This window comes from Ancylobacter sp. IITR112 (genome assembly GCF_041415945.1).
Classification (GTDB): domain Bacteria; phylum Pseudomonadota; class Alphaproteobacteria; order Rhizobiales; family Xanthobacteraceae; genus Ancylobacter.
In genome coordinates, this window is sequence record NZ_JBGCUS010000001.1 from 1,958,844 (window position 1) to 1,981,982 (window position 23,139).

Here is a 23,139-nt window from a genome sequence, read left to right on the forward strand (position 1 = left end):
CCCGGTCGCCCCGCCAGGACAAACGCCGCGTCTTCGCCGCCAAGCTGCATTCGGGAGCCGAGCCTTGATACATATCGACCGCATCGTCGAGGGCGCCATCCTCGTCACCGCCGTCAAGGGACGGCTGGACAGCAGTTCCTCGCCCAAGCTGGAGGAGTTCCTCGCCGACGCCCCGGCGGACGGAACGGTGCTGCTCGATTTCGCCGAGCTCACCTATATCAGCTCCGCCGGCCTGCGCGTGGTGCTGAAGGCGACCAAGCTGATCCGCGGCGCCGGCGGCACGCTGGCGGTGTGCGGCCTGATCCCGCAGGTGCATGAGGTGTTCGATGTCAGCGGGTTCTCCTCGCTGATCCCGATCCATCCCAGCCGCGAGGCCGCGCTCGCCACACTGGGCTGACGAACCCGCTACACGCGGCGGAGGGGGCGATGACCGACAGGGGGCTCGATCTGCGCCTGCCCAACAAGCTGGGCGAGCTCGACGCGCTCAGCACACGGATCGAAGGCTTTGCGCATGAGGCCGGCGTGCCGCCGACCCCGGCCTATCGGCTGCAATTGGCGATCGACGAGTTCTTCAACAATGCCGTCGATTACGGCTATCCCGACGGCCGCCCCGGCGAGATCGCCATCGAGGTGCGGCGCAGCGGCGATACGCTGCTTCTGGTCTTCAGTGACGATGGCGACCCGTTCGATCCCTTCGCCGCCCCGCCGCCCGATCTCGACGGCACGCTGGAGGCGCGGCGTATCGGCGGGCTGGGGGTGCATCTCGTGCGAACCCTGTGCGACAGCTTCGCCTATGCGCGCGAGAACGGGCGCAATGTGAAGCGCGTCACCTTCCTGCTCGGCTGATCGGATAAGGTGCTAGGACGCGCTATGGGCGCGGCGCACCTGCGTCAGGCCATTGACCAGCCGGCGCGACAGCCAGACGATACGCTCGAACAGCACGGTCATGCGGAACAGCGCGTTCTGCTGCTCGGCGGCAAGCTCGCCCTCGGCGGACAGCTTCTGGCGCAGATCCTCCATCAGCCGGTCGCGATGGCCGAGCAGCGCCAACACCAATTCCGGCTCTTCGGCACCAAGGCTCTCGGCATGGTCGGCCACCGCGCCGAGCAGCAGGTGCAGCGCCTCGTTCAGCCGCTGCGCGGTCGGCACGGCGCGCGCGACGGCGGCCTCGTGGGCATAGTCCGCCAAGGCTTCGTGCAGGGCGCCGGCATTATTGGCGGCGTCGTCCAGCAGCAGCGCCACCGCGACCTGGTCGCGGGCGAGCGGCGCGTCGAGGAGCGCGGCGAGATAGGCGCGGATGGCCTCGGTCAGGCTCATGCCGGCGGCCCGCAGCACGGTAGCGGACGGGGCGGCGAGATCGCCTTCCTCGCGCACATGCTCGATCATCTGCGGCAGCCGGGCGCTGAGCCGCGCCACTTCGCGGGTGGCGAGGTCGAGCGCCGCCTCGGTGTCGCCCAGCGCCTCGCGCAGCAGGAAGGCGGGCTGGGACAGCGTCTCAACCGCGTTCATCGGCAGCAACCGCGCCAGGACCTGCCGGGTCGGCGCTTCCAGCACCGCCGAGCCGAGCGAGCCGACGATCTGCGCCGCGAGGAAGATCAGCGCGAGAATGGCGCCGACTTCGCCATCCGCCGGCAGCAACGCCGCCATCGCCTCCGGGCGCAGGGCGGCGAAGACGGCGAGCCCCACCAGCAGCAGCGAACCGACGGCCTTCTGCACCACCTGAAGCGCGAACACCACGCGGCCGGGCCGCGTCTCGCCGGGGATCAGCACGGCATTATTGATAACGGCCGCCGCATTGGCACCGGCGATCAGCGGCAGCGCGGTGCCGAATTCGAGCAGCCCGCCGGCCACCGCCGCCACCGCCAGCGCCGCCGCGACCGAGGAAGACTGCGCCGCCAGCGAGAAGCCGGCGCCGATGGCCGCCAGCAGAAACGGATTCTCGACCGCCAGTTCCCACAGCGGATGCCCCAGCAGCGCTTCGCGCATCGGCGCGACGGCGATGGACACCAGATGCATGCCGAACAGCAGCAGGCCGGCGCCAAGCGCGGCTTCCAGCGCGTTGCGCATGCGGTCGCCGCGCACCAGCCGGAAATAGGTGATGAAGCCGACAATGCCGATGACGATGCCGGCGCCGGTGGAGGTGTCGACGGCGACGATCAGCGGCAGCAGCGAGGTGCCGACATTCGACCAGCTCGGCGCCAGCAGCGCCGGCCCGTCGGTCAGCACGCCGCCGCGCACGAAGGACACGACGATCCACGACACGGCAGTGGAGCTCTGGGTGATCATCCCCGCCAGCGTGCCGCTGATGGCGGCGCTGACATTGCCGCGCAGCGCCCGGGCGAAGGCGGCGCGGGTGCGCCGGCCGACCAGCGGCACGAGATTAGCGGAAAGCCCTCGCACGCCGATGAAGAAAAGCCCCAGCCCGCTGAACAGAAGCGCGATGGTCGCCATGGCCTGCCTTGTCGTTGGTGATTAGCGGATAGGCGCCCATGGACCCGTTCCATCGCCACCGGGAGGTGGCAGGGGCGCAAGGCGCGGGCCGTTATGAAAGTTTCGCATGACAGAACGGTGACGCCCGGACGCCGGCTCAGCCCGGCAGGCCCAGCCGGGCGCGGATCTTCTCCAGCAGGCGGGGCAGCTCCACCGGCTTGGTGTCGAAATCATCGCATCCCGCCGCCATCGCCTGCTCCCGGTCCGACGCCATGGCGTGGGCGGTGAGCGCGATGACGGGGATGGCCGCCGTTTCCGGATTGGCCTTGACCTGCCGCGTCGCCTCCCAGCCGTCGAGCACTGGCAGGCTCATGTCCATCAGGATAAGCGCCGGCTTCTCCGACAGGGCGAGGTCGACGCCTTCCTGCCCGTTGACCGCGATCAGCACCTCGAAGCCGTTGCGCGACAGGCGCCGGGAGAGCATGTCGCGGTTCATCTCATTGTCCTCGACGAGGAGAATTTTCGTCATCGCGCCCTCTCAATGGCCGTGGCTGGCGATGGTGCCGAGCGCGGCGCCCAGCGAGCCGATCGGCTGCGCGCCCTTGTTGAGGATCAGCAGCGTGTTACGGGCCAGAAACTCTCGCTCGTCCTCGGTGAGTTCCTTGGCGGTGAGCACGACAATGGGCAGTTCGGCATAGGCCGGCTCAGCCCGCACCCGGGTCAGGAAGGCGAAGCCGTCCATTTTCGGCATCATCAGATCGAGCAGCACCAGCGCCGGCAGCGGGTTGGCGACGAGCCATTCCAGCGCCTCCTCGCCATTGGTGGCCTCGGCCACCGGCAGGCCGGCGCCCTCGATGGTGGCGCGCATGATGGCGCGCACCTCGGCGTCGTCATCGACCACAAGCACCACGCCATCGGCATTGCCCGGCGCGAATTTATGCACCAGTGCGATAAGCCGCTGCCGGTCGATCGGCTTGGTCATGTATTCCGAGGCGCCGAGCGAATAGCCGAGATTGCGGTCGTCGACGATGGTCAGCATGATGACCGGAATATGCGCCAGCGCCGGCTCCGACTTCATGATGCCGAGCACCGACCAGCCGTCGATCTTCGGCATCATCACGTCGAGCGTGACGATATCGGGCGGCTCCTTGCGCATGATGTTGAGCGCCTCCACCCCGTCGCGGGCGTGGCGCAGCACATAGCCTTCCTTGCCGAGCGTGGCGGTTAGCACGTCATGCACCGCCGGGTCGTCATCGACCACCAGCACGGTGATGGCGCCGGGCGTCGTCGGCGCGCCGGGATCGACGATCTCGTCCTCGTCGCCATGCGCGCCGGCCAGATGCGCCTCGACTGGCAGCTCGATGGTGAAGGTGGACCCCTGTCCCGGCTCGCTCGCCACCGAAATGGTGCCGCCGAGCATGGCGGCGAAATGCTTGGTGATGGTGAGCCCGAGGCCGGTGCCGCCGAAATTGCGCGTGGTGGAGGAATCCGCCTGGGTGAAGGCCTGGAACAGCCGGCCCATCTGTTCCTCGCTCATGCCGATGCCGCTGTCGCGGACATCGAAGCGCACCGCCGCGCTGCCATCGGGCAGGGTGTCGCGGGCGATGGCCAGCGTCACCGTGCCGTCCTTGGTGAACTTGGCGGCGTTGCTGAGCAGGTTGATCAGGCTCTGCTTGAGCTTGGTGACATCGGTGCGCAGCGTGCCGATATCGACGGGGCAGTCGATGACGAAGCGGTTGGCGTTCTTCTGCATCATCGGCCCGACAATGGTCTTCACCTCCTCGACCATGCGGGTCAGGAACACCTGTTCCAGATAGACATCCATCCGACCCGCCTCGATCTTGGACAGGTCGAGAATGTCGTTGATGAGGCCGAGCAGGTGCTTGCCGGCCGCCTGGATCTTGTCGAGATCGGCGACCATGGCGCTGTCGCCGGCGTCCGCCGCGTCCTCGGAGAGGATTTCGCTGTAGCCGATGATGGCGTTGAGCGGGGTGCGCAGCTCATGGCTCATATTGGCGAGGAAGGCGGACTTCACCCGGCTCGCCGATTCCGCCGCCTCCTTGGCCTCGCGGAGCTGCTGCTCCATGCGCACGCGGTCGCTGATATCGACGAAGGTGGCGATGACCGCCGGCTTGCCGCGGAAGTCCAGCCGCTCATGCGAAACCATGGTGCAGATGGTCGAGCCGTCAGTGTGGGGCAGGTTGAACTCCTGCCGCTCGCTGGTCGGCGTGGCGAGGATGTCTTCCAGCTCCCGCCCCGGCGCGGGATCGGCGAACAGGTCGCGCAGCTTCAGGCCGACCAGCGTGTCCGCCTCGCGGCCGATCAGCCGGCCGAGGCAGCCATTGCAGTGGCGGATCACCCGCTCTGCCACATCCATGATGACAAGGCCGATCGGCGCGGCGGCGTCGATGGCACGCAGTTGCTCCTCATCCTCGCGCAGCTTCATCTCCGCCAGCTTGCGCTCGGTGATGTCGGTGTAGATGGCGATGAAGCCGCCGCCCGGCACCGGATCGCGCCGCACTTCGAGAATGGTGCCGTCGGGCCGCGTGCGCTCGAAGCGGTGGGGCTTCTCCAGTTGCGCCAGACGCTGGGCCAGCGCGGTCTCGATATCGACCTCGCCGAATTCGCCGCGGGCGCCGAGATAACGGATATAGTCGGAGAAGGTGTGCTCGGTGCCGAGAAATTCCGGCGGCATGTCGAGATAGTCGACAAAAAGCTGGTTCCAGGTCACCAGCCTGTGCCGGTCGTCATACATGGCGACGCCCTGCGACATGTTCTCCAGCGTCGCCCGCAGCAGCGTCGCCTCGCTCACCCACTCGGCCTCAGTCATCCCCTTCCCCTCGTTCTTCATGGCGCCCCCGGCGGATCAAGCGTGAGCAGCAGCGCGGCCATGTCGTCAAAGGCCGGCAGTCCCGCCTCGAAGGCCCGCACGGCGGCGGCCAGATGCGGCAGCGGCGACGGCTCATGGCCAAGCGCGGCGAGGAAATCTCCCACCCGCTCCTCACCATAGAGCGCGCCGGCATGATCATGCGCTTCGGTGAGGCCGTCCGTCACCACCATCAGCCGCTCCCCGGCGCCGAGCGGCACGGTGGCGGCGCGGTAGGGGAATTCTTCCATCACCCCCAGCGCCGGCCCGCCGGCGGCGGTCAGCCGCGTCACCGTGCCGTCGCGCGCGCGCAGATAGGGCGGCACATGGCCGGCCCGCACATAGGTCAGCGTCCCGGCCGGCGCGTCGAGCACCGCCAGCAGCAGGGTGACGAACATGCAGGAGGCGTTGCCCCGCGCCAGCGCGTCATTCACCAGCCCCGCCGCCTGCGCCGGATCAGCGAACAGTTCGCCCGCATCGGGCCGGGTGCCGAGGGCGCGGAACATGGAATGGGTGCGCGCCATCATCAGCGCCGCGCCGGCGCCCTTGTCGGAAACGTCGCCGATGATCGCGACCATCCGCCCCTCGCCGAGGGGAAAATAGTCGACGAGGTCGCCTCCCACTTCCTTCGCCGGCTCCAGCAGCACGTCGATGGTGAGGTTCCGCCCGCCGAACGGCCCGGCGAAAGGCGGCGGCACGAGGGCGAGTTGCAGCGTACGCGCCTCGGTGAGTTCGGCCTGCTTGCGCCTCAGCTCGTCGCGGGTGCGGTCGCGCAGCGCCTTCTTCTCCAGCGTGGCGAGCACCCGGGCACGCAGCAGCGTCGGATTGAACGGCTTGAAGATGAAATCGTCGGCGCCAAGCTCGATGCAGCGCACCACCGGCTCGATCTCGTTCAGCGCCGAAACGACAATGACCGGAAGATCATTGATCCGCCCGTCGGTCCGCAGCCGGTCGAGTACGCCGAAGCCGTCGAGTTCCGGCATCATGATGTCGAGCAGGACGAGATCGTAGGGCTTCTGGTCGATGGCGGCGAGCGCCTCGACACCATTGGCGGCCTCGTCAATATGGGAGAAGCCGAGGCGCTTGAGCCGGCGCAGCAGCAGATCGCGGTTCTCGGCGACATCGTCGACCACCAGAATCGCCGCGTTCTGGTCCGTCATGAGTGCGCTTCCACCGACTTGCTTGATTGCCCCGCCCGGACGCGGGCAAGCGCGGACTATCCACACAATGGGCGGGCTTAGCAACGCTGCCCAAGCGGCCATCCGGCCCTAAAAGCTGCATGTTTTCAGTCTCACGCAGCGTAACCCCTATTGGGGTATGGCATGGGCGCGAGGCGTTGCGCGGATGCTGGCGCGAAACCATGGCGCAGCCGCCCGCGCCGCCCTACATAGACCTGAGGGAGGCGCGACAGACAGCGATGCAGATGTTCCGAGCGTGCCTTCTGATGGCGGCACTGGTCGTTTCGGCCGGGCCCGCCTTGGCCCAGATGACCAGCAAGCCGAGCCCCTACATGCCCCAGCGACGCGATTCGGTCCGGCCCAACAGCCAGAACCTGATGCGGGGCCCGTCCTATTGGACGCCGCAGCAGCGCCGGCTCAACGTGCCCGGCGCCACCGCCAATCCCAGCCTGCGGCGTGAGACGGAGCCCTACCCGCCGCCGCCGCTGCCGCCCCCGGTGCGACCGGCCGAAACGCCGGACAAGTAGCGGACGGCGGCAATTCCTTGCCGCCGCCGTCATGCCAATGTGACGTCATCCCGGCCGAGCGCAGCGAGAGCCGGGATCGCTCTCCATCTGGTCGCGCTCCCGGATCGGCCTGCGGCCGTCCGGGATGACACTTCGGGGCGGGCGACTCAATCCCGCTGCAGGTCCGGCGGGCTCGCCTCGGCCACCAGGCTCGCCAGCGCCTCGTCCAGCGTCAGCGTGGTCTGGTTCGGCGAGCCGAGCCGGCGGATGGAGACGGTGCGCTCCGCCGCTTCCTTGCGCCCGACGACCACGAGCGCCGGCACCTTGGCCAGCGAGTGCTCGCGCACCTTGTAGTTGATCTTCTCGTTGCGCAGGTCGAGTTCGACCCTGAGCCCCATCTTCTTCGCCGCCGTCACGATTTCGCGGGCATAGTCGTCGCCCTCGGAGGTGATGGTCGCCACCACCGCCTGCACCGGCGCCAGCCAGAGCGGGAAATGGCCGGCATGGTGCTCGATCAGAATGCCGGTGAAGCGCTCCATCGAGCCGCAAATGGCGCGGTGGATCATGACAGGCGTCTTCTTCGAGCCGTCGGCATCGACATAGAACGCGCCGAAGCGCTCCGGCAGGTTGAAATCGACCTGCGTCGTGCCGCACTGCCATTCGCGGCCAATGGCGTCGCGCAGCGTGTACTCGAATTTCGGGCCGTAGAAGGCGCCCTCGCCCGGCAATATGCCGGTCTTGATCTTGCCGCCGGATTCCGCCTCGATCTGGGTGAGCACGCGGCCCATCACATCCTCGGCGTGGTCCCACACCGCATCCGAGCCGACGCGCTTTTCCGGCCGGGTGGAGAGCTTGACCACGATCTCCTCGAAGCCGAAATCGGCATAGGTGGAGAGGATCAGCTCGTTGATCTTCAGGCACTCCGCCGCCATCTGCTCCTCGGTGCAGAAGATATGCGCGTCGTCCTGGGTGAAGCCGCGCACGCGCATCAGCCCGTGCAGCGCGCCCGAGGGCTCGTAGCGATGCACCGCCCCAAACTCCGCGAGGCGCATGGGCAGGTCGCGATAGGATTTCAGCCCGTGCTTGAAGATCTGCACATGGCCGGGGCAGTTCATCGGCTTGAGGGCGTAGACGCGGTCATTGTCCTCGGTGTCGCCGGCCGGCTGCACCTTGAACATGTTGTCCTTGTACCAGCCCCAATGGCCCGAGGTCTCCCACAGCGACTTGTCGAGCACCTGCGGGGCGTTGACCTCGCTATAGTCGGCGGCGAGGCGTCGGCGCATATAGGCGACGAGGTTCTGGAACAGGTTCCAGCCCTTGGGATGCCAGAACACGACGCCCGGCCCCTCCTCCTGGAAGTGGAACAGGTCCATCTCCCGGCCGAGTCGGCGGTGATCGCGCTTCTCGGCCTCCTCCAGTTGCAGGATATAGGCGTCGAGTTCTTCCTTGGTCCGCCATGCCGTGCCGTAGATGCGGGTCAGCATCGGGTTGTTGGCGTCGCCGCGCCAATAGGCGCCGGCCACCTTCATCAGCTTGAAGGCGTCGCCCACCTTGCCCACGCTCGGCATGTGCGGGCCGCGGCAGAGGTCGAACCACTCGCCCTGCTTGTAGATCTTGATCGTCTGGTCGGCGGGGATGGCGTCCACCAGCTCGACCTTGAACGCCTCGCCCTTCTCCTTGAACACGGCCTTGGTCGTGTCGCGGTCCCACACCTCCTTGGTGAAGGGTGCGTCGCGGGCGATGATCTCGCGCATCTTCTTCTCGATGGCGGCGAAATCGTCCGGGGTGAACGGCTCGTTGCGGAAGAAGTCGTAATAGAAGCCGTTCTCGATCACCGGGCCGATGGTCACCTGGGTGCCCGGCCACAGCGTCTGCACCGCTTCCGCCAGCACATGGGCGGCGTCGTGGCGGATGAGTTCCAGCGCTTCCGGGCTCTCGCGGGTGACGAGCTCGAACCGAGCGTCCGCGGAAATGGGATCGGAAAGGTCCGTCAGCACCCCGTCAAGCTTCATCGCCAGCGACTTCTTGGCGAGCGACTTGGCGATGGAGGCGGCGACCTCGGTGCCGGTGGTGCCGGAGGCATAGGCTCGGACGGCGCCATCGGGGAAGGTAAGGTTGATCTCAGACATGTCGTTTCTCCTGCCCACTCCTGCGAACCACGCAGGTAGGCGCGTTCAAGGTCACGGCTCGCGCGCGCCCTCCGCCTTGGGGGTCCGCGCGTAGCGCCACGGCATATACCACGCGCCGTCCCCGGGCAATTCAGCCGGCACCGGCTCGAACCCCGAGCCGCCCCAGGGCTGGCAGCGGCAGAGGCGCCCGGCCGCCATCCACCCGCCGGCCCAGGCGCCATGGCGGTCGATCGCCTGCTCGGCGAATTCCGAGCAGGTGGGCAGATAGCGGCACTGGCGCCCCATGAAGGCGGAGAAGCTGTAGCGATAGACGAGGATCGGCGCGCGCAGCATCAGCCGCGGCAGCCGCGCCGCCAGGGCTGCGACACTCGCCTGCGACCTCTGTTCCGTCATCGCCCGCCCCTAACCCGGAACCGGCGCGACTCCGCCGCGTTGCCCCCGTGACACGCCGGCGCGCAAGCCGGCCGGCAGCCCGGGAGCAGACGATGACCAACACCCGATTCTGGACGATGGCGGCGCTCGCGGCGTGCGCTTTCCTGACCGTCCCGGCCCTCGCCCAGCAGCCCCTGGCAAGTCCCCCGGCCAGCGCCCCGGCGAAGCCGCCGGTGGAGGAGCATGTGCCGCCCGGCCCGGCCGGCGGCACCCAGCCCGCGCCCTCCGCCGCGACTTCGCCCGAAGTTGACCCGGACATGCAGCGCGTCGCCGCCTGCAAGGCGGATGCGCTGGCGAAACTGAAGCAGCGCTCGCCCTCGGTGGAGGACATCTATATCGACGTGGACGGCCTCACCATCGCCGAGGCCGCGAGCACGCTGGGCGACACGCCGGTCAAGGGCGTGATCATGGGCGAGGCCTATATTCAACGCGACCGCTCCGACACCGCCAACCGCTTCCTCTGCCTCACCGGCGCAAAGGGCGAGGTGCTGTTCACCTTCTTCACCGAGCGCTGAGGCGCCCGATCCGTGCCCACGGCCGCAGCCAAACCGTCGCGCCGGGATTCCCGCTACTCCGCCGCCTTTGCCGCCGCCGCGCGCGCGTCGATCTGATCGAGCGCGTCGACCACTGCGTCGAAGGTGAGCAAGGTCGAGGCGTGGCGCGCCTTGTAGTCGCGCACCGGCTCCAGCACCTTCAACTCGGCCCAGCGGCCCTCCGGCGGCGCCCCGTTCTCCTTCAGCATGCGCCGCATCGCCTCGCGCACCGCGCGCAGTTCCTCCGGCGTCGAGCCGATAGCCAGCTCTCCCATCACCGAGGATGACGCCTGCCCCAGCGCGCAGGCGCGCACCTCCTGGGCGAAGTCCACCACCACCCCGTCGCGCAGCGCGAGGTCGACGGTGACGGTGGACCCGCAAAGTTTGGAATGCGCTGTTGCCGTCGCATCGGGCGCCGCCAGCCGGCCGAGCCGTGGTATGTCGGCGGCCAGTTCCAATATCCGGCGATTATAGACGTCGTTCAGCATAACGGCTCGATCCGTCTGGATAAGGCAGCGAGGCTCCCCGCCCGGCCCGTGCCGCCCGATTGCGGCCGGCCCTGCCTCGCCTATATAGGTGCCGTGGCCGCTTCGCGAAAGCGACGCGCGCGATCTGACTTCCGGCAGCGACGCGGGGCGGCTATGGTCGGTATGATGCTGATCCGTGGCGGGTATTGGCACGTAGGACCGATTTGACCGGCACGCCGTCGCGCCCGGCCGCAAATGCGTCGTCGAACGGAGTTCGTCATGGATGCCGTGCTTAAATCGCTGATGCGCAGCGCCCAGAGCGAGATGGAGGCGTCCGCCGCGCGCCGCCCCTCCCGCGAGGAGGCCGAGGCTGCCGTGCGTACGCTCATCGCCTGGGCAGGCGACGATCCGGCCCGTGAGGGCCTGCTCGACACGCCCAAGCGCGTGGTGCGTGCCTATGAGGAACTCTACAGCGGCTATCGCGTCGACCCGGAGGCGATCCTCGACCGCACCTTCGGCGAGATCGGCAATTTCGATGACATGGTGATGGTGCGCGATATCGAGTTCCACTCGCATTGCGAACACCACATGGTGCCGTTCATCGGCAAGGCGCACATCGCCTATTTCCCGGTGGAGCGCGTGGTCGGCCTGTCGAAGATCGCCCGCATCGTCGACATCTATGCCCGCCGCCTGCAGACGCAGGAGCACCTGACCTCGCAGATCATCACCGCGATGGACGAGATTCTTAAGCCGCGCGGCGTCGCCGTGCTGGTGGAGGCCGAGCATATGTGCATGGCGATGCGCGGCGTGCGCAAGCAGGGCGCGTCCACCGTCACCACCCAGTTCACCGGCGTGTTCCGCGACGATCCGCAGGAGCAGGTTCGCTTCATGAGCCTGCTGCGCGGCCTGCGTCCGTGAGCGCGGCCCACAGAAAGCTTGCATGACCGATATTTCCTTCGCACCGCGCGGCAGCAAGGCGGACATCGAGGAGGGTGATCGCCTCTCTCCGAAATTTGACGCGGATGGGCTCGTCACCGCCGTGACCGTCGATGCCGATGACGGCACGGTGCTGATGGTTGCGCATATGAACGCGCAAGCGCTGGCGCTGACCATCGAGACCGGCGTCGCCCATTATTTCAGCCGTTCGCGCGGGCGGCTGTGGAAGAAGGGCGAGGAAAGCGGCCATCTCCAGCATGTGGTGGAATTGCGCGTCGATTGCGACCAGGACGCGGTGGTGCTGCGCGTGCGCATGCCCCCGCTCGGTCCCGGCGTGCCGGGCGCGGCCTGCCATACCGGGCACCGCTCCTGCTTCTTCCGCTCCGTGCCGCTGGGGGCTGCGCCGACGCCGGACCTCTCGCTGACCGTCAATGACGACGGCAAGCTGTTCGACCCCGCAACCGTCTATGGCCTCGCCAGCAAGACGGAAACGCCGCGCTTCTAGAGGCTCCGCCCCTTCAGCCGTCATCCCGGCCGAAGGCCAAGCCGTATAGAGCCGGGATCGCCATCCCCTCCCCCAGGCACAGCAAGAGCCGGCATCGCTCCATACCGCCCAAGATCCCGGATCGGCCTGCGGCCGTCCGGGATGACGCCCTGTGGCGCGGGGGCTCACGCCGAGAGAATGTATTCCCGCATGGCGTGGCTCTCGCGTTCCATCTCGGCGAGGCGCTCCTTCACCACGTCACCGATGGAGATGATGCCGATCAGCTTGCCGCCCTGCACAACGGGCAGATGGCGGAAGCGCCCGGCGGTCATGTGCTCCATGATCTGGTGCACGGTCTCGTTGCCCTCGCAGGTCACGACGCGCGAGGTCATCACCGAGGCGACGCTGTCGTCCAGCCGGCCGGGGCCGTCGAGCCCGACCACGCGCACCACGTCGCGCTCCGACAGGATGCCGATCACCCGCCGCTCCGGGTCCGTCACCACGATGGCGCCGATGCGCTTGCTCGCCAGCAGCTCCGTCGCCTCGCGCAGCGTCGCCTCCGGGGCGATCGTCTGAACGTCAAAGCCCTTTTCCTCAAGAATGGTCCGAACCGTCATGCAAGCCTCCTTCCCGGAATGCGGCACGGCCGGAACGCGCTCGGTCCGCCGCCCGCTCATTCGGCTTCTTCCCGCGGAAGCGGGCGAGCCATCGGGCAATGATCCGCTTTAACCCTGCGGCAGGCAAGGGGCGGCAGGCCAATCGCTGCGGCGGACTCAGAAGGTTGAGGTGCGAGAATAGCCGCCGCCGCCCGGACGGCGCCGGACCGGGTCGAACAGCGGGAAAGCCAGCAGGCCGGCGAGAAAGCCACCCATATGCGCCTGCCAGGCGATGCTGCCCTCGACGAGGCCGGCCGGCTCGCCAAGGCCGAAGGCGAGATTGATGACGAACCACACGACCACGAAGCCGATCACCCGGCGGTCGCGCAGCACCTGCATCAGCGGCGGGGCCGGCATGTGCAGCGCCGGGTCCATCACCCCCGGGCGCCAGGCGCCGCGCCCGCCATCGGCGAACATGAAGCGCAGCGCCGCCGCCATGCAGCCCGACACCGCGGCCGAGGCGCCGATCATCGGCACCAGTTCGCCCTCATGGGTGAGAAGATGCAGCCCTGCCCCCGCCGCCGCCGTAGCGGCGAAGAAGGCGAGGAAGCGCGCCATGCCGAAGCGGCGCGCCACCGGCGTGCCGAAAGCCAGCATCCACAAAAGGTTCAGGCCGACATGGGCCCAGCCGCCATGCAGGAAGGCATAGCTGACGAAGGTCCATATATCCGCCGCCATCCCGCCCGGCAGCACGCCCTCCGCCAGCACGGAGGGGTCGTAGCGGGCGGGAATGAAGGCGAACAGCGCGAGAATCTCGATGCCGGTCTCCACATCCACCCAGTCGCGGACAAGCTGGATGAGCAGCATCGCCGCCGCCAGCACGGTAATCACCGGCGGCACGTTGAGAATGGGTTCGCGTCTATGGGCGGCAAGGCGGGGCGGTTCGAGCACACCGCTCACATAGGCGTCCGCGCGCATGGCGGCAAGGCCGCGCGACGCGGCGCCGGCGGGAAAGCCGTTTCCACCGGCTTAAACGGCGTGATGAACAGTTTGCCTATTGCGATGGTTAACGCCAATAAAAAACCTATTAACAGTCTCTGTCCAGCGTAGTGATGAATCGTCGTCATCGCTTAGACGGGTATAAAATCCTTGGCGCTAAGCTCTCCCTCAGTGACAGGGATGAGGTACGCGATGAAAAAGAGGCTCGAACGGGCCCTTCTCGCGGCGGGTCAGGCGGTTCTTGCCGCCGCAATGGCGGCGGTGCTGACGCCCGCCGAGCCCGCGCAGGCGGAGAAGACGGTGGCGATGCTGTCCAGCCTCGCCGCCAATATGGTGGCGGGCGCGCAGACCAGCGTGCCGATGGGCTATTTCCAGTTCTGCGCCGAGCACCCCGCCGAGTGCGGATCGAAGGGCGGAACGGGCGGCAAGGTGGCGCTCACCGAAGCCAATTTCGCTCAGTTGCGGGAGGTCAACGACTCCATTAACGGCCGAATCCAGCCGATGACCGATCTCGAACATTATGGCGAGATCGAACGCTGGACCTATCCGGAGGACGGATTCGGCGATTGCGAGGACTATGTCCTGCTCAAGCGCCGCACGCTGGTCGAACTCGGCTGGCCGGCCGACACGCTGCTCGTCACCGTGGTGCGCGACCGCAAGGGCGACGGTCACGCCGTGCTCACCGTTGTGACCGACCGCGGCGACCTCGTCCTCGACAATCAGGAAGCGGCTATCGTGCTGTGGCATGAAACCGGCTACCGCTTCGTCAAGCGGCAGGCGCAGGCGGACACGGACAGTTGGGTCTCGCTCGGCGACGTGCTAGCGCCGCTCTCGGTCGGGCGGAACTGATCCCTCGGCGGCGGCGCAGCGGGCGGATCAGTCCACCCGCTTCAACCCGTCGGCAAAGCGCCGCCAGTTGCGCACATAATGCGCGGCGGTGCCGTGGATGCGCTTTTCCATCGCCGCGTCGAGCGTGCGGATCACCTTGCCCGGCGCCCCGACGATCAGGGAATTGTCGGGATATTCCTTGCCCTCGGTGATGAGGGCGCCCGCCCCCACCAGGCAGTTGCGGCCGATCTTGGCGCCGTTGAGAATCGTCGCCCCCATGCCGACCAGACTGTTGGCGCCGATGCTGCAGCCATGCAGCATCGCCTTGTGGCCGATGGTGCAGTCTTCGCCGATCGTCATGGGGAAGCCGGGGTCGGTGTGCAGCACGCACAGTTCCTGGATATTCACCCGGGCGCCGAGCGTGATCCGCTCATTGTCGCCGCGGATGACCGAGCCGAACCACACGCTTGCCTCGTCGCCCACAAAGATATTGCCGATGAGTTCGGCGGTGGGGGCGATCCAGAAGCGGCCGAGCGCCGGGAGTTCCGGCGCCACCCCGTCAAGCGCGTAGACCGGCATCGCCGTCAGTCCTCGAGATCGGTGTCGAGAATGGCCATCTGGAAATTATAGGAGAGATCGCCGTCCTCCTTGTCCTCGAACAGGACGCCGATGAACTCGTCGCCGAGATAGACCTCGGCCGAATCCTTCTTCTTCGGCCGCGCGACGACGCGAAGCTGGGTGTTGGTGAACAGGCGCCGCATATAGGTCTGGACGCGCTCCAGGTCCTTCTTTTCCAAGTCCGTGCTCCCAGAGGGTTGATCGGGCGGCAGGCTTGCCATGCCGCGACGGCCGGCGCAACCGTCGCCGGCACAATCGGCTGTTCACACCGGCGCGGGGCGAGGCGCGCGGCTCAGATCGCCTCGCCGAGAAAGGTCGGCATGTCGGCGAACTGGTCGAACATCTGGTCCATGCTGCGCGAGGGCTCGGCACAGCCGGCCTCCCCGACCACCTTGGCCGGCACCCCCGCCACGGTTGTGCGCGCCGGCACGGGCTTCAGCACCACCGAGCCGGCGGCGACGCGGGCGCAATGGCCGACTTCGATATTGCCGAGCACCTTGGCCCCCGCGCCCAGCAGCACGCCATGGCGGATCTTCGGGTGCCGGTCGCCATGCTCCTTGCCGGTGCCCCCGAGCGTCACGCCCTGCAGCACCGAGACATTGTCCTCGATCACCGCCGTCTCGCCCACCACGATGCCGGTGGCATGGTCAAAGAAGATGCCGCGCCCGAACGGTGCCGCCGGGTTGATGTCGACCTGGTTCACCGCCGAGGAGCGGCTCTGCAGATAGAGCGCGAAATCGGTGCGCCCGTTCTTCCACAGCCAATGAGCCAGACGGTGGGTCTGGATGGCGTGAAAGCCCTTGTAATAGAGCAAGGGCTGGATCGCCCGGTCGGTGGCCGGGTCGCGGTCGAGCACGGCAACGATGTCGGCGCGGATGGCGACGCCAAGCCCCGGATCGTCGGCCGCCGCTTCCTCGAAAGCCTGGCGGATGATGTCCGCCGGCACATCGCCGTGGTCGAGCCGCTGGGCGATGCGGTGCGCCACCGCCCGCTCCAGCGAGGTGTGATAGAGCACGGTGGAATAGACGAAGCTCGCCAGCGCCGGCTCGCGCTGGGTGATGGCCTCGGCCTCTGCGCGGATGCGGGCCCAGACCGGATCGACCTTGTCGAGCGCGCGCGGCGCCTCGGTGCGCTGGAGAGAGTTCACTGCCATGTTTCAATCCTCGCCTGCCGCCCGCGGGCGGCGGCCAGATGTCCCAAGTTGGGGTGAGCCTAGCACAGGCACCCGCGCCGGCCTACGTCGCCGGGATTGCAGGAATGCATTGTCGCGCGCAGTCACTGGGAGCGTCACCAGCGGAGCCGACACGGCCGGAATCGAGATATCAGCTTTCCCACGCAAGCGATTCATCCGACTCCGATTATTCCGTCAGAGCGACCTCACGCCGCCGGCGCCGGCGCCGGGAAGGGCACTATGGCATCGACGCGCGGCGGAATCGAAATGTGAGCATTGCCCGATAAACCGCTTATACGACTCTGATTTTGGCCAACCCAACGCGCTCACGCCGCGCTTTTGGGCGTCACCGTGAGGGTGAGCCCGAGCGCCCGAACCACACCGAGCAGCGTGGAAAGACGCGGATCCCCCTCCGCGCTCAGCGCCTTGTACAGCGCCTCGCGGGTCACGCCGGCCTCCCTCGCCACCTTGGTCATGCCCTTGGAGCGGGCAATCGCGCCGAGCATCGTGGCGATCACCACCGGATCACCATCTTCGAACGCTGCCTCCAGATAGGCGGCCACATCTTCGGCCGTCTCGATATGGTCCGCAGGATCCCACTTGGTCGTCTCCAACGCCATGGTCATTCCTCCCATTCGGCCGCGAGGCGGGTGGCGAACGATATGTCGCGGGCCTGCGTGCGCTTGTCGCCGCCCGCGAGCAGGATCACCAATTCCGTCCCGCGCCAGGTGAAGTACAGCCGGTAACCCGGCCCGTAGTCGATCCGAAGTTCGCTGATGCTTCCTACACGCTTGGCATCGCCGACATTGCCGCCGGCAAGACGGACGATGCGCGTGTCGATCCGCGCCCGGGCCTGCCTGTCCCTGAGGCCACGGAACCAGGCAACAAACTCCGCCGTCTGCCGCACCTCGATCATGAATGTGAACTATAGTTTACATAGCGAGTCCTGTAAACGCGAGTTCACCCCTGCTCGCTCAAAAACGCCAGCACCGCCTCCTTGAACACCTTGTCGCCCACCGCGCGCATGTGATCGCGGTCAGGGATATCGACCGCCCGGGCGCCTGATATCAGCGCGGCGAGTGGGGCGGCGGCACCGGACACCTCGTCGCGGGTGCCGACCGCGATCAGCGTCGGCACGGCGATCCGCATCACTTCCTCGCGGCTCAGCGTGCGGCGGGAGCCGACGATGCAGGCGGCGAGCGCCTCGCGGTCGCTCTTGGTCTGGTCGGCGAAGGCACGGAACATGCGGCCCATCGGGTCGGTCACGTCGTCGAGGCTGGGAGCGCGTAGTGCATCGGCGATGGTGATGGGCAGGCCGGCGCCAGCGATGAGGTGAATGCCGATGCCGCCCAGCACCAGCGCGCGCACCCGCTCCGGCGCGGTCAGCGCGGCGCAGGCGCTGATGCGCCCGCCCATCGAATAGCCCATGAGGTCGACCCGGCCGAGGCCGAGATGCTGGATCAGCGCCAGCACGTCACGCGCCATCAGCCAGGGATCGTACAGCTCGGGCTGATAGAGCTTGGCGGAGGCGCCGTGGCCGCGATTGTCGAGCGCGATCACCCGCCGCCCGGCCCCGGTCAGGGTCGAGACCCAGCCCGGCCCGACCCAGTTGATCTCCTTGGTCGAGCCGAAGCCGTGCACCAGCACGATCGGCTCGCCCTCTCCCTCGTCGAGATAGGCGAATTCGATACCGTCATGGGAGAAGGTCGGCATGGCGCGCTCCGTTCAGGGAGCGCGCACGCTAATCAGCCCGCCCCGCCCTGCCAACCCGCCGCAACGGGTCAGCCCGGCTTCTTCAGCGCCTTGTCGTTGCGGCAGCGCGACAGCGGCAGGATCGTGCCGGAATAGATGCGTGTGATGTTCATCGCCGCCTTGTCGGTATCGACGCTGAGGCAGGCGCAGCCATAGCCGTAGCCGTTGGGCTGCAGCTTCACATATTGCTTGGCGTCGAAATCAGGGGCGTTGTCGAAGCCTTCCGCCTCCATGCCGGCCTGCGAGCGCATCCACCAGTCGCCGTCGCGGTCGGAGAGATACCAGTTGCCCGGCGTCGGGTTCACATACCAGCCGCAGCGGTTTTCCGCCGCGCCGGCTGGGAGGGCGATGGCCGCGAGCGCGGCCAGCGAACTCAGCGTCAGCAGGAAACGGCGCATCGGTATCTCCTCGGCAAGCCTCACGCCGGCAGGGGCTGCGGCCGGCGACGCTTTTTCTTCCACATCGGGCGCAGCATCGCCACCACCATGGAATTGAACGAAGCGATGAGGCCGAGCACGTTCAGCGCGGCGGCAATGATCCAATAGGCGAGCTTGGCCATCGCCTCGGTGAGGAACAGCGCCCCGCGTCCCAGCGTCTTCACCACCGCCAGCGTCTTGCCGCCCTTGGCCTGCGCCAGCGCGCTCAGCCGCGCCGCACCGGCGGCATCGTCGACATGGCGCAGCCCGGCGAAGGTAGCGCGCGTGCCGGCCTTGCTGCCGGCCGTGCCGAGATCTCCGACCAGGGCGGCGAGCTGCGCCTTCGACCCGCTACGCACCGCCGCCGCGATATTGCCGGCGAAGCGCCCGCCGACCACGCCCGCGCGCCGCGCGCCCTTCAGCACGGAGAGCCCGGCGCGGAAGGTCAGCGGCGCGCCGAAGGCGGCGTAGGTCGCCCCCGTCGCGACGATGCCGACGCCCGCGAGACTCACCATGAACGGGTCCACCGGCTCGCCACGCGCCCAGTTCGCCGCCTCGCGGCCGAGATCGCGCACATCGCCCCACACGGTGAGATCACCGGCGGCGGCGCCCGCGAGCCCGGCCATGTCCTCGCTTTGCCCGGTGAGGAAACCATGGCCGAAGCTTCCCGCCCCGCGTGCGAAGCGCGCGCCCGTCGCATTGGCGAGGGCGACGCGGGCCCGACGCTCGGCCGTCACGGACACGCCACGTTCATCCGCCAGTTCGACAAAGCTCGCCGCCAGCTCGCCGTCGCCTTCCGCCAGCGCCGCGTCGATCTCGCCCGCCACCCGGGCCTCGGTCAACACGCCGGTGAGCTGCAGATCGGCGAGTCGCGCCGCGTCGTCCTGCGCGCTCACCAGCGCAAGCGCATGCCGCCCCGCCGGCACCAGCCAATGGGCGGCACCCGCGAAAGCGAGCAGAAAGCCGAAGGCGGCGAAGAAGCGATACATGGCCGGGATATGGGGATCGCGCGGGAGAATGTCCCCCTCCTGCCACACCATTATGGCGGCGCGATGGGTGCGGCGTGCACAGGCGCGGCATCCGGCCCCTTGGACCGCGGCGCGCCAGCGGCTATGGTCGCGCCGATTTCAACGCGAGCGCGGACAGGCGGACATCATGGCGGGCCACGTCGTTCCCCATTTCCACAATTCGGCCGGCGTGGCGAAGATCGCCATCGGCGCCCGGGAATTCATGTGCGTGGGCGCGCTGCCGCCCTATGACCACCCGCATGTGTTTCTCGACATGGGGTCGGATGACGAGATCATCTGCCCCTATTGCTCGACCCTCTACACCTACGATTCCCACCTGCACGGCACCGAGTCGAACCCGCCGGGCGCGCTGTTCGAGATTCCGGCCGCCGCCTGAGCGGCGCCCTTGCCCACACGCTCCCTCGCCATAGCCGGCGCCGGCATAGGCGGCCTCACCGCCGCCCTTGCGCTGGCGCAGGCCGGCTTTGCCGTGACCCTGGCCGAACGCGCGCCGGTGCTGGAAGAAGCCGGCGCCGGCGTGCAACTCGCCGCCAATGCCACGCGCTGCCTGAAAGCGCTCGGCGTCTATGAGCGCGTGGCCGCCGAGGCCGTGCTGCCCACCGCCTTCGCCGTGCTGGACGGGCGGACCGGCACGCGGCTCGCCGGCGGACCGATGGGAGCGGAAGCCGAGGCCCGGTTCGGCGGACCCTTCCTCGTCATTCACCGCGCCGATTTGCAGGCCGCCCTGCTCGCTGCCGTGCGCGAGGTGCCGGCCATCACGTTGAAGCTCGGCCATGCGCTGGAAAGCTTCACGCCCGACGCCTCCGGCGTCACCTTGGGCCTGCGCCATGCCGGCGGCACGGAAACCCTGCGCGCCGACGCGCTGATCGGCGCCGATGGCCTGCGCTCCGTCGTCCGGCGGACCCTCCTTCCGCAGGCGACGCCCTCCTTCCGCCATCGCGCCGCCTGGCGCGCCACCGTGCCGGTTGACGCGCTGCCCCCCGCCCTCACCGATCCGGTGACGCGGCTGTGGATCGGCCCCGGCGCCCATCTCGTCACCTATCCCGTCAAGGCCGGGCGGGCGATCAATCTGGTCGCCGTCACCCCGGATGAGCGCGAGGCGCATGGCTGGAGCGAGGCCGCGGCGCGCGACGAGCTTCTGGCGCATTATCGCGGCTGGTGCCCCCCGGCCCGCGCCTTGCTCGACGCGCCGGGGCGCTGGCTGCGCTGGGCGCTGTTCGATCTCGACCCGCTCACCAACTGGGGCGACGGCCCGGTGACGCTGCTGGGCGACGCCGCCCATGCCATGCCGCCCTTCCTCGCCCAGGGCGCTGCGCAGGCGATCGAGGATGCCGTGGTGCTGGCCCGCGAACTGTCCGGCGCGGCCAACATCCCCGCCGCCCTGCGCCGCTACGAGGCCGCGCGCCAGCCGCGCACCGCCCGTGTGCAGCGCGCCGCGCGCGGCATGGACCGCATCTACCATCTCACGGGCCCGGCCCGGATCGCCCGCGATCTGGTCATGCGGTTCCAGCCGGAAAGCGCGGTGCTGGACCGCTACCGCTGGATCTATGACTGGCGGGCGTGACGACGCCCCCCTGTGATCGGCTTTCCTCATGGCTTCCATGAGAACATCTCGTTTTCCGATCCATCGCCCCATCCCTACTCTTCCCTGACCTGAGGGGAGACACGACATGCCCGCCGTATCGAAGGCGCCCGCCGCCACGCGCGTTTCGGCGCCGCCGACCTTTCTGCCGCTGCCGCTGCTGGTGGCGTTGTTCTGTGTGCTGTGGTCCTCCGCCTTCGCCGGGGCCAAGCTGGCACTGGCGGACTGTCCGCCGCTGATCCTGCTCACCCTGCGGCTGCTGCTCGCCGGCGCGATCATGCTCGCCCTCGCCCCGCTCTGGGACAAGGGCGCCCGGCGCCACGGCCTGCCGCCGATCCGCCGACGGGATATTGCCGCGCTCATCGGCATCGGCATCCTCAACAATGCCGTCTATCTCGGCCTCAACTGGACGGCGCTGACCTTCACCTCCTCCGCCTACACCGCCGTGCTGACGAGCTGCCTGCCGCTGCTGGTGGCGCTTGGCGCCGGGCCGCTGCTGGGCGAGAAGATGAGTCCGGCGAAATGGGCGGGCATCGCGCTGGGGCTGATCGGCGTCGTCATCGTGCTGCGCTCGCGCCTCGCCGGCGCGCATGAAACAATGGCTGGTACGCTGCTCATCGGCGGCGGCGTCACCGCGCTGGCCGCCGGCACGCTGGCGTTCAAATATCTGGCGCCGCGCGGCGGCATCTGGAGCGGCAATGCCGTTCAGTGTCTGGCCGGCGGGCTGGCCCTGATTCCGGTCGCGCTCGCCACCGAGAGCACCGGCGACATCCGCCTCACCGCAAACCTCATCGGCGGCCTCGCCTTTCTGGTGATCGGCGTCTCCATCGGCGGCTATGGCCTCTGGTTCTATCTGCTCACCCGCGCTTCAGCGACGGCGGCCTCCAGCCTGCATTTTCTCATGCCGCCGCTCGGCCTGTTCTTCGGCTGGCTGCTGCTGGGCGAAGTGGTGCCGCCTCTCGACATTCTCGGCATCGTGCCGATCGCCCTCGGCATCTGGCTGGTGACGCGGCCGACGAAAGGGACGGGGTGAGCCCCGCCTGGATGCCGTCCCGGCCGCAGCGCAGCGAAGCGGCGGGATCGTCAACGGACAGCGGCACGCGATCCCGGATCGGCCTCACGCCGTCCGGGATAACGCTGTTTCAGTGATGCCGCCTCACGCCGCCGCCGACACCGCCTGCAGCGCCTTCACCAGCGTGTAGGAACGCTTCTTCGCCGCCATGTCGGGAATGGCGGTGGTGATCATCACCTCGTCCGCCTGCGTGGTGTCGAGGAAGCGCTCCAGCCCTTCGGCGACCTTCTCCGGCCCGCCCACCAGCACCTTGTCGCGGTTGCGGCGGATGAAGACGCGATCCGCCTCGCTATAGGGATAGGCGGCCGCCTCCTCGGCGGTCGGGATCGGGCCGTAATGCCCGCGCGCGCGGCGCAAATGGGCGAGATCGACGCTGCCGGCGAGATATTCCGCCTCCTCGTCGGTCGGCGCGCACACCACCGCCAGAGCGAGGATGGCATGCGGCGCCGCCAGCCGCTCCGAGGGCTGGAAGCCGGCGCGGTAGCTCAGCATCGCGTCCAGCACGTCATGCTGGGCGAAATGATGGGCATAGGCATAGCCCACCCCGATCTGCGCCGAGAGGCGGGCGCTGTAGCCGGAGGAGCCCAGCAGAAAGATCGGCGGCAGTTTTACATCCACCGGCATCACCTGGATGTTGCGGTAGGGATGGTCCGCCGGCCAAGCGCCGGTATCCCACAGCATCAGCTCTTTCAGCCGGTCGAGGAAATCGTCGCCGGGATCGACATCCTGCCGGCGCCGCAGCGCGTGCGAGGTGAGATGGTCTGTGCCCGGTGCCCGGCCGAGGCCGAGATCGACCCGGCCGGGATACAGCGCCTCCAGCACCTTGAAACGCTCCGCCACCATCAGCGGCGCGTGATTGGGCAGCATCACCCCGCCGGAGCCGACGCGGATGCGCTCGGTCGCCGCCAGGATTTGCCCCGCCATCACATCGGGGGCGCCCGACGCGACGGAGGCGAGGTTGTGATGTTCGGCGACCCAGAAGCGGGTGAAGCCGAGGCCATCGACATGGCGCGCCAGTTCCAGCGTGCCACGCAGCGCCTCCGGCCCGCTGGAGCCGGAAGCGACGAAGGAGAGGTCGAGGACGGAAAGGGGGGTATGGGTGAGACGGGTCATGGC

General features: G+C 68.3%; 28 protein-coding genes. 10 read left to right on the forward strand and 18 right to left on the reverse strand.

Annotated elements, in window-relative coordinates; genetic code table 11:
- Nucleotides 1-64: 64 nt before the first annotated feature.
- Both AAC979_RS09515 and AAC979_RS09520 read left to right on the forward strand, forming a co-directional pair.
- On the forward strand, nucleotides 65-397 hold the full coding sequence (locus tag AAC979_RS09515; protein ID WP_371346594.1) for an STAS domain-containing protein: 333 nt from the start codon (nucleotides 65-67) through the stop codon (nucleotides 395-397).
- 29 nt (nucleotides 398-426) lie between these two features.
- Nucleotides 427-846, forward strand: a complete 420-nt coding sequence (locus tag AAC979_RS09520; protein ID WP_371346595.1) for an ATP-binding protein — start codon at nucleotides 427-429, stop codon at nucleotides 844-846.
- A 12-nt stretch (nucleotides 847-858) separates the two neighbouring features.
- On the opposite strand, the gene AAC979_RS09525 is transcribed toward AAC979_RS09520, so the two are convergent.
- The 4 genes from AAC979_RS09525 to AAC979_RS09540 all read right to left on the reverse strand — a co-directional run bounded on the left by AAC979_RS09525 (nucleotide 859) and on the right by AAC979_RS09540 (nucleotide 6,456).
- Entirely contained in the window at nucleotides 859-2,451 is a 1,593-nt protein-coding gene (locus tag AAC979_RS09525; protein ID WP_371346596.1) for a Na+/Picotransporter, read from the reverse strand.
- A 136-nt stretch (nucleotides 2,452-2,587) separates the two neighbouring features.
- Entirely contained in the window at nucleotides 2,588-2,959 is a 372-nt protein-coding gene (locus AAC979_RS09530; RefSeq protein WP_371346597.1) for a response regulator, read from the reverse strand.
- Nucleotides 2,960-2,968: 9 nt separating this feature from the next.
- Nucleotides 2,969-5,260 carry a response regulator gene (locus tag AAC979_RS09535; RefSeq protein WP_371346598.1) on the reverse strand — a complete coding sequence of 764 codons (2,292 nt, stop codon included), beginning with the start codon at nucleotides 5,258-5,260 and terminating at the stop codon, nucleotides 2,969-2,971.
- Nucleotides 5,261-5,277: 17 nt separating this feature from the next.
- Entirely contained in the window at nucleotides 5,278-6,456 is a 1,179-nt protein-coding gene (locus tag AAC979_RS09540) for a PP2C family protein-serine/threonine phosphatase (protein ID WP_371346599.1), read from the reverse strand.
- A gap of 350 nt (nucleotides 6,457-6,806) precedes the next feature.
- Here AAC979_RS09540 and AAC979_RS09545 point away from each other — a divergent pair, with 350 nt between their 5' ends.
- Nucleotides 6,807-7,001, forward strand: a complete 195-nt coding sequence (locus AAC979_RS09545; protein ID WP_371346600.1) for a hypothetical protein — start codon at nucleotides 6,807-6,809, stop codon at nucleotides 6,999-7,001.
- A 146-nt stretch (nucleotides 7,002-7,147) separates the two neighbouring features.
- Here AAC979_RS09545 and thrS read toward each other — a convergent pair whose 3' ends face one another.
- A complete protein-coding gene (gene thrS / locus AAC979_RS09550; RefSeq protein ID WP_371346601.1) occupies nucleotides 7,148-9,109 on the reverse strand; it encodes a threonine--tRNA ligase in 1,962 nt (653 codons plus the stop codon).
- 51 nt (nucleotides 9,110-9,160) lie between these two features.
- Nucleotides 9,161-9,502 (reverse strand): membrane protein insertion efficiency factor YidD, encoded by a 342-nt coding sequence (gene yidD / locus AAC979_RS09555; RefSeq protein ID WP_371346602.1) that lies wholly within the window; start codon nucleotides 9,500-9,502, stop codon nucleotides 9,161-9,163.
- A gap of 92 nt (nucleotides 9,503-9,594) precedes the next feature.
- Between yidD and AAC979_RS09560 the strand changes: the two genes are divergently transcribed.
- On the forward strand, nucleotides 9,595-10,056 hold the full coding sequence (locus tag AAC979_RS09560) for a hypothetical protein (protein ID WP_371346603.1): 462 nt from the start codon (nucleotides 9,595-9,597) through the stop codon (nucleotides 10,054-10,056).
- 53 nt (nucleotides 10,057-10,109) lie between these two features.
- Here the strand turns inward: AAC979_RS09560 and AAC979_RS09565 are convergent, their stop codons facing one another.
- Nucleotides 10,110-10,562 (reverse strand): iron-sulfur cluster assembly scaffold protein, encoded by a 453-nt coding sequence (locus tag AAC979_RS09565; RefSeq protein ID WP_371346604.1) that lies wholly within the window; start codon nucleotides 10,560-10,562, stop codon nucleotides 10,110-10,112.
- A 258-nt stretch (nucleotides 10,563-10,820) separates the two neighbouring features.
- Between AAC979_RS09565 and folE the strand changes: the two genes are divergently transcribed.
- Together folE and hisI are read left to right on the forward strand one after the other, a co-directional pair.
- Nucleotides 10,821-11,459 carry a GTP cyclohydrolase I FolE gene (folE, locus tag AAC979_RS09570; protein WP_371346605.1) on the forward strand — a complete coding sequence of 213 codons (639 nt, stop codon included), beginning with the start codon at nucleotides 10,821-10,823 and terminating at the stop codon, nucleotides 11,457-11,459.
- A gap of 22 nt (nucleotides 11,460-11,481) precedes the next feature.
- Nucleotides 11,482-11,982: a phosphoribosyl-AMP cyclohydrolase gene (gene hisI / locus AAC979_RS09575; protein ID WP_371346606.1), complete on the forward strand. Its 501-nt coding sequence runs from the start codon at nucleotides 11,482-11,484 to the stop codon at nucleotides 11,980-11,982.
- 164 nt (nucleotides 11,983-12,146) lie between these two features.
- On the opposite strand, the gene AAC979_RS09580 is transcribed toward hisI, so the two are convergent.
- Nucleotides 12,147-12,578, reverse strand: coding sequence for a CBS domain-containing protein (locus AAC979_RS09580; RefSeq protein ID WP_371346607.1), 432 nt, complete (start codon nucleotides 12,576-12,578; stop codon nucleotides 12,147-12,149).
- A gap of 156 nt (nucleotides 12,579-12,734) precedes the next feature.
- Nucleotides 12,735-13,535, reverse strand: a complete 801-nt coding sequence (locus AAC979_RS09585) for a rhomboid family intramembrane serine protease (protein ID WP_371346608.1) — start codon at nucleotides 13,533-13,535, stop codon at nucleotides 12,735-12,737.
- A gap of 213 nt (nucleotides 13,536-13,748) precedes the next feature.
- On the opposite strand from AAC979_RS09585, the gene AAC979_RS09590 reads away from it, so the two are divergent.
- Entirely contained in the window at nucleotides 13,749-14,405 is a 657-nt protein-coding gene (locus tag AAC979_RS09590) for a transglutaminase-like cysteine peptidase (RefSeq protein WP_371346609.1), read from the forward strand.
- A gap of 27 nt (nucleotides 14,406-14,432) precedes the next feature.
- Here the strand turns inward: AAC979_RS09590 and AAC979_RS09595 are convergent, their stop codons facing one another.
- The 8 genes from AAC979_RS09595 to AAC979_RS09630 form a co-directional block, all read right to left on the reverse strand.
- Nucleotides 14,433-14,963: a gamma carbonic anhydrase family protein gene (locus AAC979_RS09595; RefSeq protein ID WP_371346610.1), complete on the reverse strand. Its 531-nt coding sequence runs from the start codon at nucleotides 14,961-14,963 to the stop codon at nucleotides 14,433-14,435.
- 5 nt (nucleotides 14,964-14,968) lie between these two features.
- Nucleotides 14,969-15,181 carry a DUF3126 family protein gene (locus tag AAC979_RS09600; protein ID WP_213372222.1) on the reverse strand — a complete coding sequence of 71 codons (213 nt, stop codon included), beginning with the start codon at nucleotides 15,179-15,181 and terminating at the stop codon, nucleotides 14,969-14,971.
- A 113-nt stretch (nucleotides 15,182-15,294) separates the two neighbouring features.
- Nucleotides 15,295-16,155: a serine O-acetyltransferase gene (cysE, locus tag AAC979_RS09605; protein ID WP_371346611.1), complete on the reverse strand. Its 861-nt coding sequence runs from the start codon at nucleotides 16,153-16,155 to the stop codon at nucleotides 15,295-15,297.
- 344 nt (nucleotides 16,156-16,499) lie between these two features.
- Nucleotides 16,500-16,793, reverse strand: coding sequence for an addiction module antidote protein (locus AAC979_RS09610; protein WP_371346612.1), 294 nt, complete (start codon nucleotides 16,791-16,793; stop codon nucleotides 16,500-16,502).
- Between the two features lie 2 nt (nucleotides 16,794-16,795).
- The gene (locus AAC979_RS09615) at nucleotides 16,796-17,089 is read right to left on the reverse strand and encodes a type II toxin-antitoxin system RelE/ParE family toxin (protein ID WP_371346613.1); all 294 of its coding nucleotides are present in this window, start codon (nucleotides 17,087-17,089) and stop codon (nucleotides 16,796-16,798) included.
- A 44-nt stretch (nucleotides 17,090-17,133) separates the two neighbouring features.
- Nucleotides 17,134-17,886, reverse strand: coding sequence for an alpha/beta fold hydrolase (locus tag AAC979_RS09620; protein WP_371346614.1), 753 nt, complete (start codon nucleotides 17,884-17,886; stop codon nucleotides 17,134-17,136).
- Between the two features lie 68 nt (nucleotides 17,887-17,954).
- Nucleotides 17,955-18,323, reverse strand: coding sequence for a DUF4087 domain-containing protein (locus AAC979_RS09625; RefSeq protein ID WP_371346615.1), 369 nt, complete (start codon nucleotides 18,321-18,323; stop codon nucleotides 17,955-17,957).
- Nucleotides 18,324-18,343: 20 nt separating this feature from the next.
- The gene (locus AAC979_RS09630; protein WP_371346616.1) at nucleotides 18,344-19,381 is read right to left on the reverse strand and encodes a hypothetical protein; all 1,038 of its coding nucleotides are present in this window, start codon (nucleotides 19,379-19,381) and stop codon (nucleotides 18,344-18,346) included.
- Nucleotides 19,382-19,496: 115 nt separating this feature from the next.
- Between AAC979_RS09630 and AAC979_RS09635 the strand changes: the two genes are divergently transcribed.
- The 3 genes from AAC979_RS09635 (at nucleotide 19,497) to AAC979_RS09645 (ending at nucleotide 21,984) form a co-directional block, all read left to right on the forward strand.
- Nucleotides 19,497-19,745: a zinc-finger domain-containing protein gene (locus AAC979_RS09635; RefSeq protein WP_371346617.1), complete on the forward strand. Its 249-nt coding sequence runs from the start codon at nucleotides 19,497-19,499 to the stop codon at nucleotides 19,743-19,745.
- A gap of 9 nt (nucleotides 19,746-19,754) precedes the next feature.
- The gene (locus AAC979_RS09640) at nucleotides 19,755-20,933 is read left to right on the forward strand and encodes an FAD-dependent monooxygenase (protein ID WP_371346618.1); all 1,179 of its coding nucleotides are present in this window, start codon (nucleotides 19,755-19,757) and stop codon (nucleotides 20,931-20,933) included.
- A gap of 106 nt (nucleotides 20,934-21,039) precedes the next feature.
- Complete coding sequence (locus AAC979_RS09645) at nucleotides 21,040-21,984, forward strand: DMT family transporter (protein ID WP_371346619.1); 945 nt, start codon at nucleotides 21,040-21,042, stop codon at nucleotides 21,982-21,984.
- A gap of 123 nt (nucleotides 21,985-22,107) precedes the next feature.
- On the opposite strand, the gene AAC979_RS09650 is transcribed toward AAC979_RS09645, so the two are convergent.
- Nucleotides 22,108-23,136 (reverse strand): LLM class flavin-dependent oxidoreductase, encoded by a 1,029-nt coding sequence (locus tag AAC979_RS09650; protein WP_371346620.1) that lies wholly within the window; start codon nucleotides 23,134-23,136, stop codon nucleotides 22,108-22,110.
- Between the last annotated feature and the right edge of the window lie 3 nt (nucleotides 23,137-23,139).

What these genes read in the sequence shown, in the direction of transcription:
- AAC979_RS09630 (WP_371346616.1), bottom strand. Translation starts at nt 19,381, where the DNA reads ATGGTGTGGCAGGAGGGGGACATTCTCCCGCGCGATCCCCATATCCCG.
- AAC979_RS09545 (WP_371346600.1), top strand. Translation starts at nt 6,807, where the DNA reads ATGCCCCAGCGACGCGATTCGGTCCGGCCCAACAGCCAGAACCTGATG.
- AAC979_RS09585 (WP_371346608.1), bottom strand. Translation starts at nt 13,535, where the DNA reads ATGCGCGCGGACGCCTATGTGAGCGGTGTGCTCGAACCGCCCCGCCTT.
- thrS (WP_371346601.1), bottom strand. Translation starts at nt 9,109, where the DNA reads ATGTCTGAGATCAACCTTACCTTCCCCGATGGCGCCGTCCGAGCCTAT.
- AAC979_RS09530 (WP_371346597.1), bottom strand. Translation starts at nt 2,959, where the DNA reads ATGACGAAAATTCTCCTCGTCGAGGACAATGAGATGAACCGCGACATG.
- AAC979_RS09625 (WP_371346615.1), bottom strand. Translation starts at nt 18,323, where the DNA reads ATGCGCCGTTTCCTGCTGACGCTGAGTTCGCTGGCCGCGCTCGCGGCC.
- AAC979_RS09610 (WP_371346612.1), bottom strand. Translation starts at nt 16,793, where the DNA reads ATGGCGTTGGAGACGACCAAGTGGGATCCTGCGGACCATATCGAGACG.
- AAC979_RS09615 (WP_371346613.1), bottom strand. Translation starts at nt 17,089, where the DNA reads ATGATCGAGGTGCGGCAGACGGCGGAGTTTGTTGCCTGGTTCCGTGGC.
- AAC979_RS09650 (WP_371346620.1), bottom strand. Translation starts at nt 23,136, where the DNA reads ATGACCCGTCTCACCCATACCCCCCTTTCCGTCCTCGACCTCTCCTTC.
- AAC979_RS09580 (WP_371346607.1), bottom strand. Translation starts at nt 12,578, where the DNA reads ATGACGGTTCGGACCATTCTTGAGGAAAAGGGCTTTGACGTTCAGACG.
- AAC979_RS09645 (WP_371346619.1), top strand. Translation starts at nt 21,040, where the DNA reads ATGCCCGCCGTATCGAAGGCGCCCGCCGCCACGCGCGTTTCGGCGCCG.
- AAC979_RS09590 (WP_371346609.1), top strand. Translation starts at nt 13,749, where the DNA reads ATGAAAAAGAGGCTCGAACGGGCCCTTCTCGCGGCGGGTCAGGCGGTT.
- AAC979_RS09635 (WP_371346617.1), top strand. Translation starts at nt 19,497, where the DNA reads ATGGCGGGCCACGTCGTTCCCCATTTCCACAATTCGGCCGGCGTGGCG.
- yidD (WP_371346602.1), bottom strand. Translation starts at nt 9,502, where the DNA reads ATGACGGAACAGAGGTCGCAGGCGAGTGTCGCAGCCCTGGCGGCGCGG.
- AAC979_RS09620 (WP_371346614.1), bottom strand. Translation starts at nt 17,886, where the DNA reads ATGCCGACCTTCTCCCATGACGGTATCGAATTCGCCTATCTCGACGAG.
- AAC979_RS09520 (WP_371346595.1), top strand. Translation starts at nt 427, where the DNA reads ATGACCGACAGGGGGCTCGATCTGCGCCTGCCCAACAAGCTGGGCGAG.
- AAC979_RS09525 (WP_371346596.1), bottom strand. Translation starts at nt 2,451, where the DNA reads ATGGCGACCATCGCGCTTCTGTTCAGCGGGCTGGGGCTTTTCTTCATC.
- AAC979_RS09595 (WP_371346610.1), bottom strand. Translation starts at nt 14,963, where the DNA reads ATGCCGGTCTACGCGCTTGACGGGGTGGCGCCGGAACTCCCGGCGCTC.
- AAC979_RS09565 (WP_371346604.1), bottom strand. Translation starts at nt 10,562, where the DNA reads ATGCTGAACGACGTCTATAATCGCCGGATATTGGAACTGGCCGCCGAC.
- hisI (WP_371346606.1), top strand. Translation starts at nt 11,482, where the DNA reads ATGACCGATATTTCCTTCGCACCGCGCGGCAGCAAGGCGGACATCGAG.
- cysE (WP_371346611.1), bottom strand. Translation starts at nt 16,155, where the DNA reads ATGGCAGTGAACTCTCTCCAGCGCACCGAGGCGCCGCGCGCGCTCGAC.
- AAC979_RS09540 (WP_371346599.1), bottom strand. Translation starts at nt 6,456, where the DNA reads ATGACGGACCAGAACGCGGCGATTCTGGTGGTCGACGATGTCGCCGAG.
- AAC979_RS09535 (WP_371346598.1), bottom strand. Translation starts at nt 5,260, where the DNA reads ATGACTGAGGCCGAGTGGGTGAGCGAGGCGACGCTGCTGCGGGCGACG.
- folE (WP_371346605.1), top strand. Translation starts at nt 10,821, where the DNA reads ATGGATGCCGTGCTTAAATCGCTGATGCGCAGCGCCCAGAGCGAGATG.
- AAC979_RS09560 (WP_371346603.1), top strand. Translation starts at nt 9,595, where the DNA reads ATGACCAACACCCGATTCTGGACGATGGCGGCGCTCGCGGCGTGCGCT.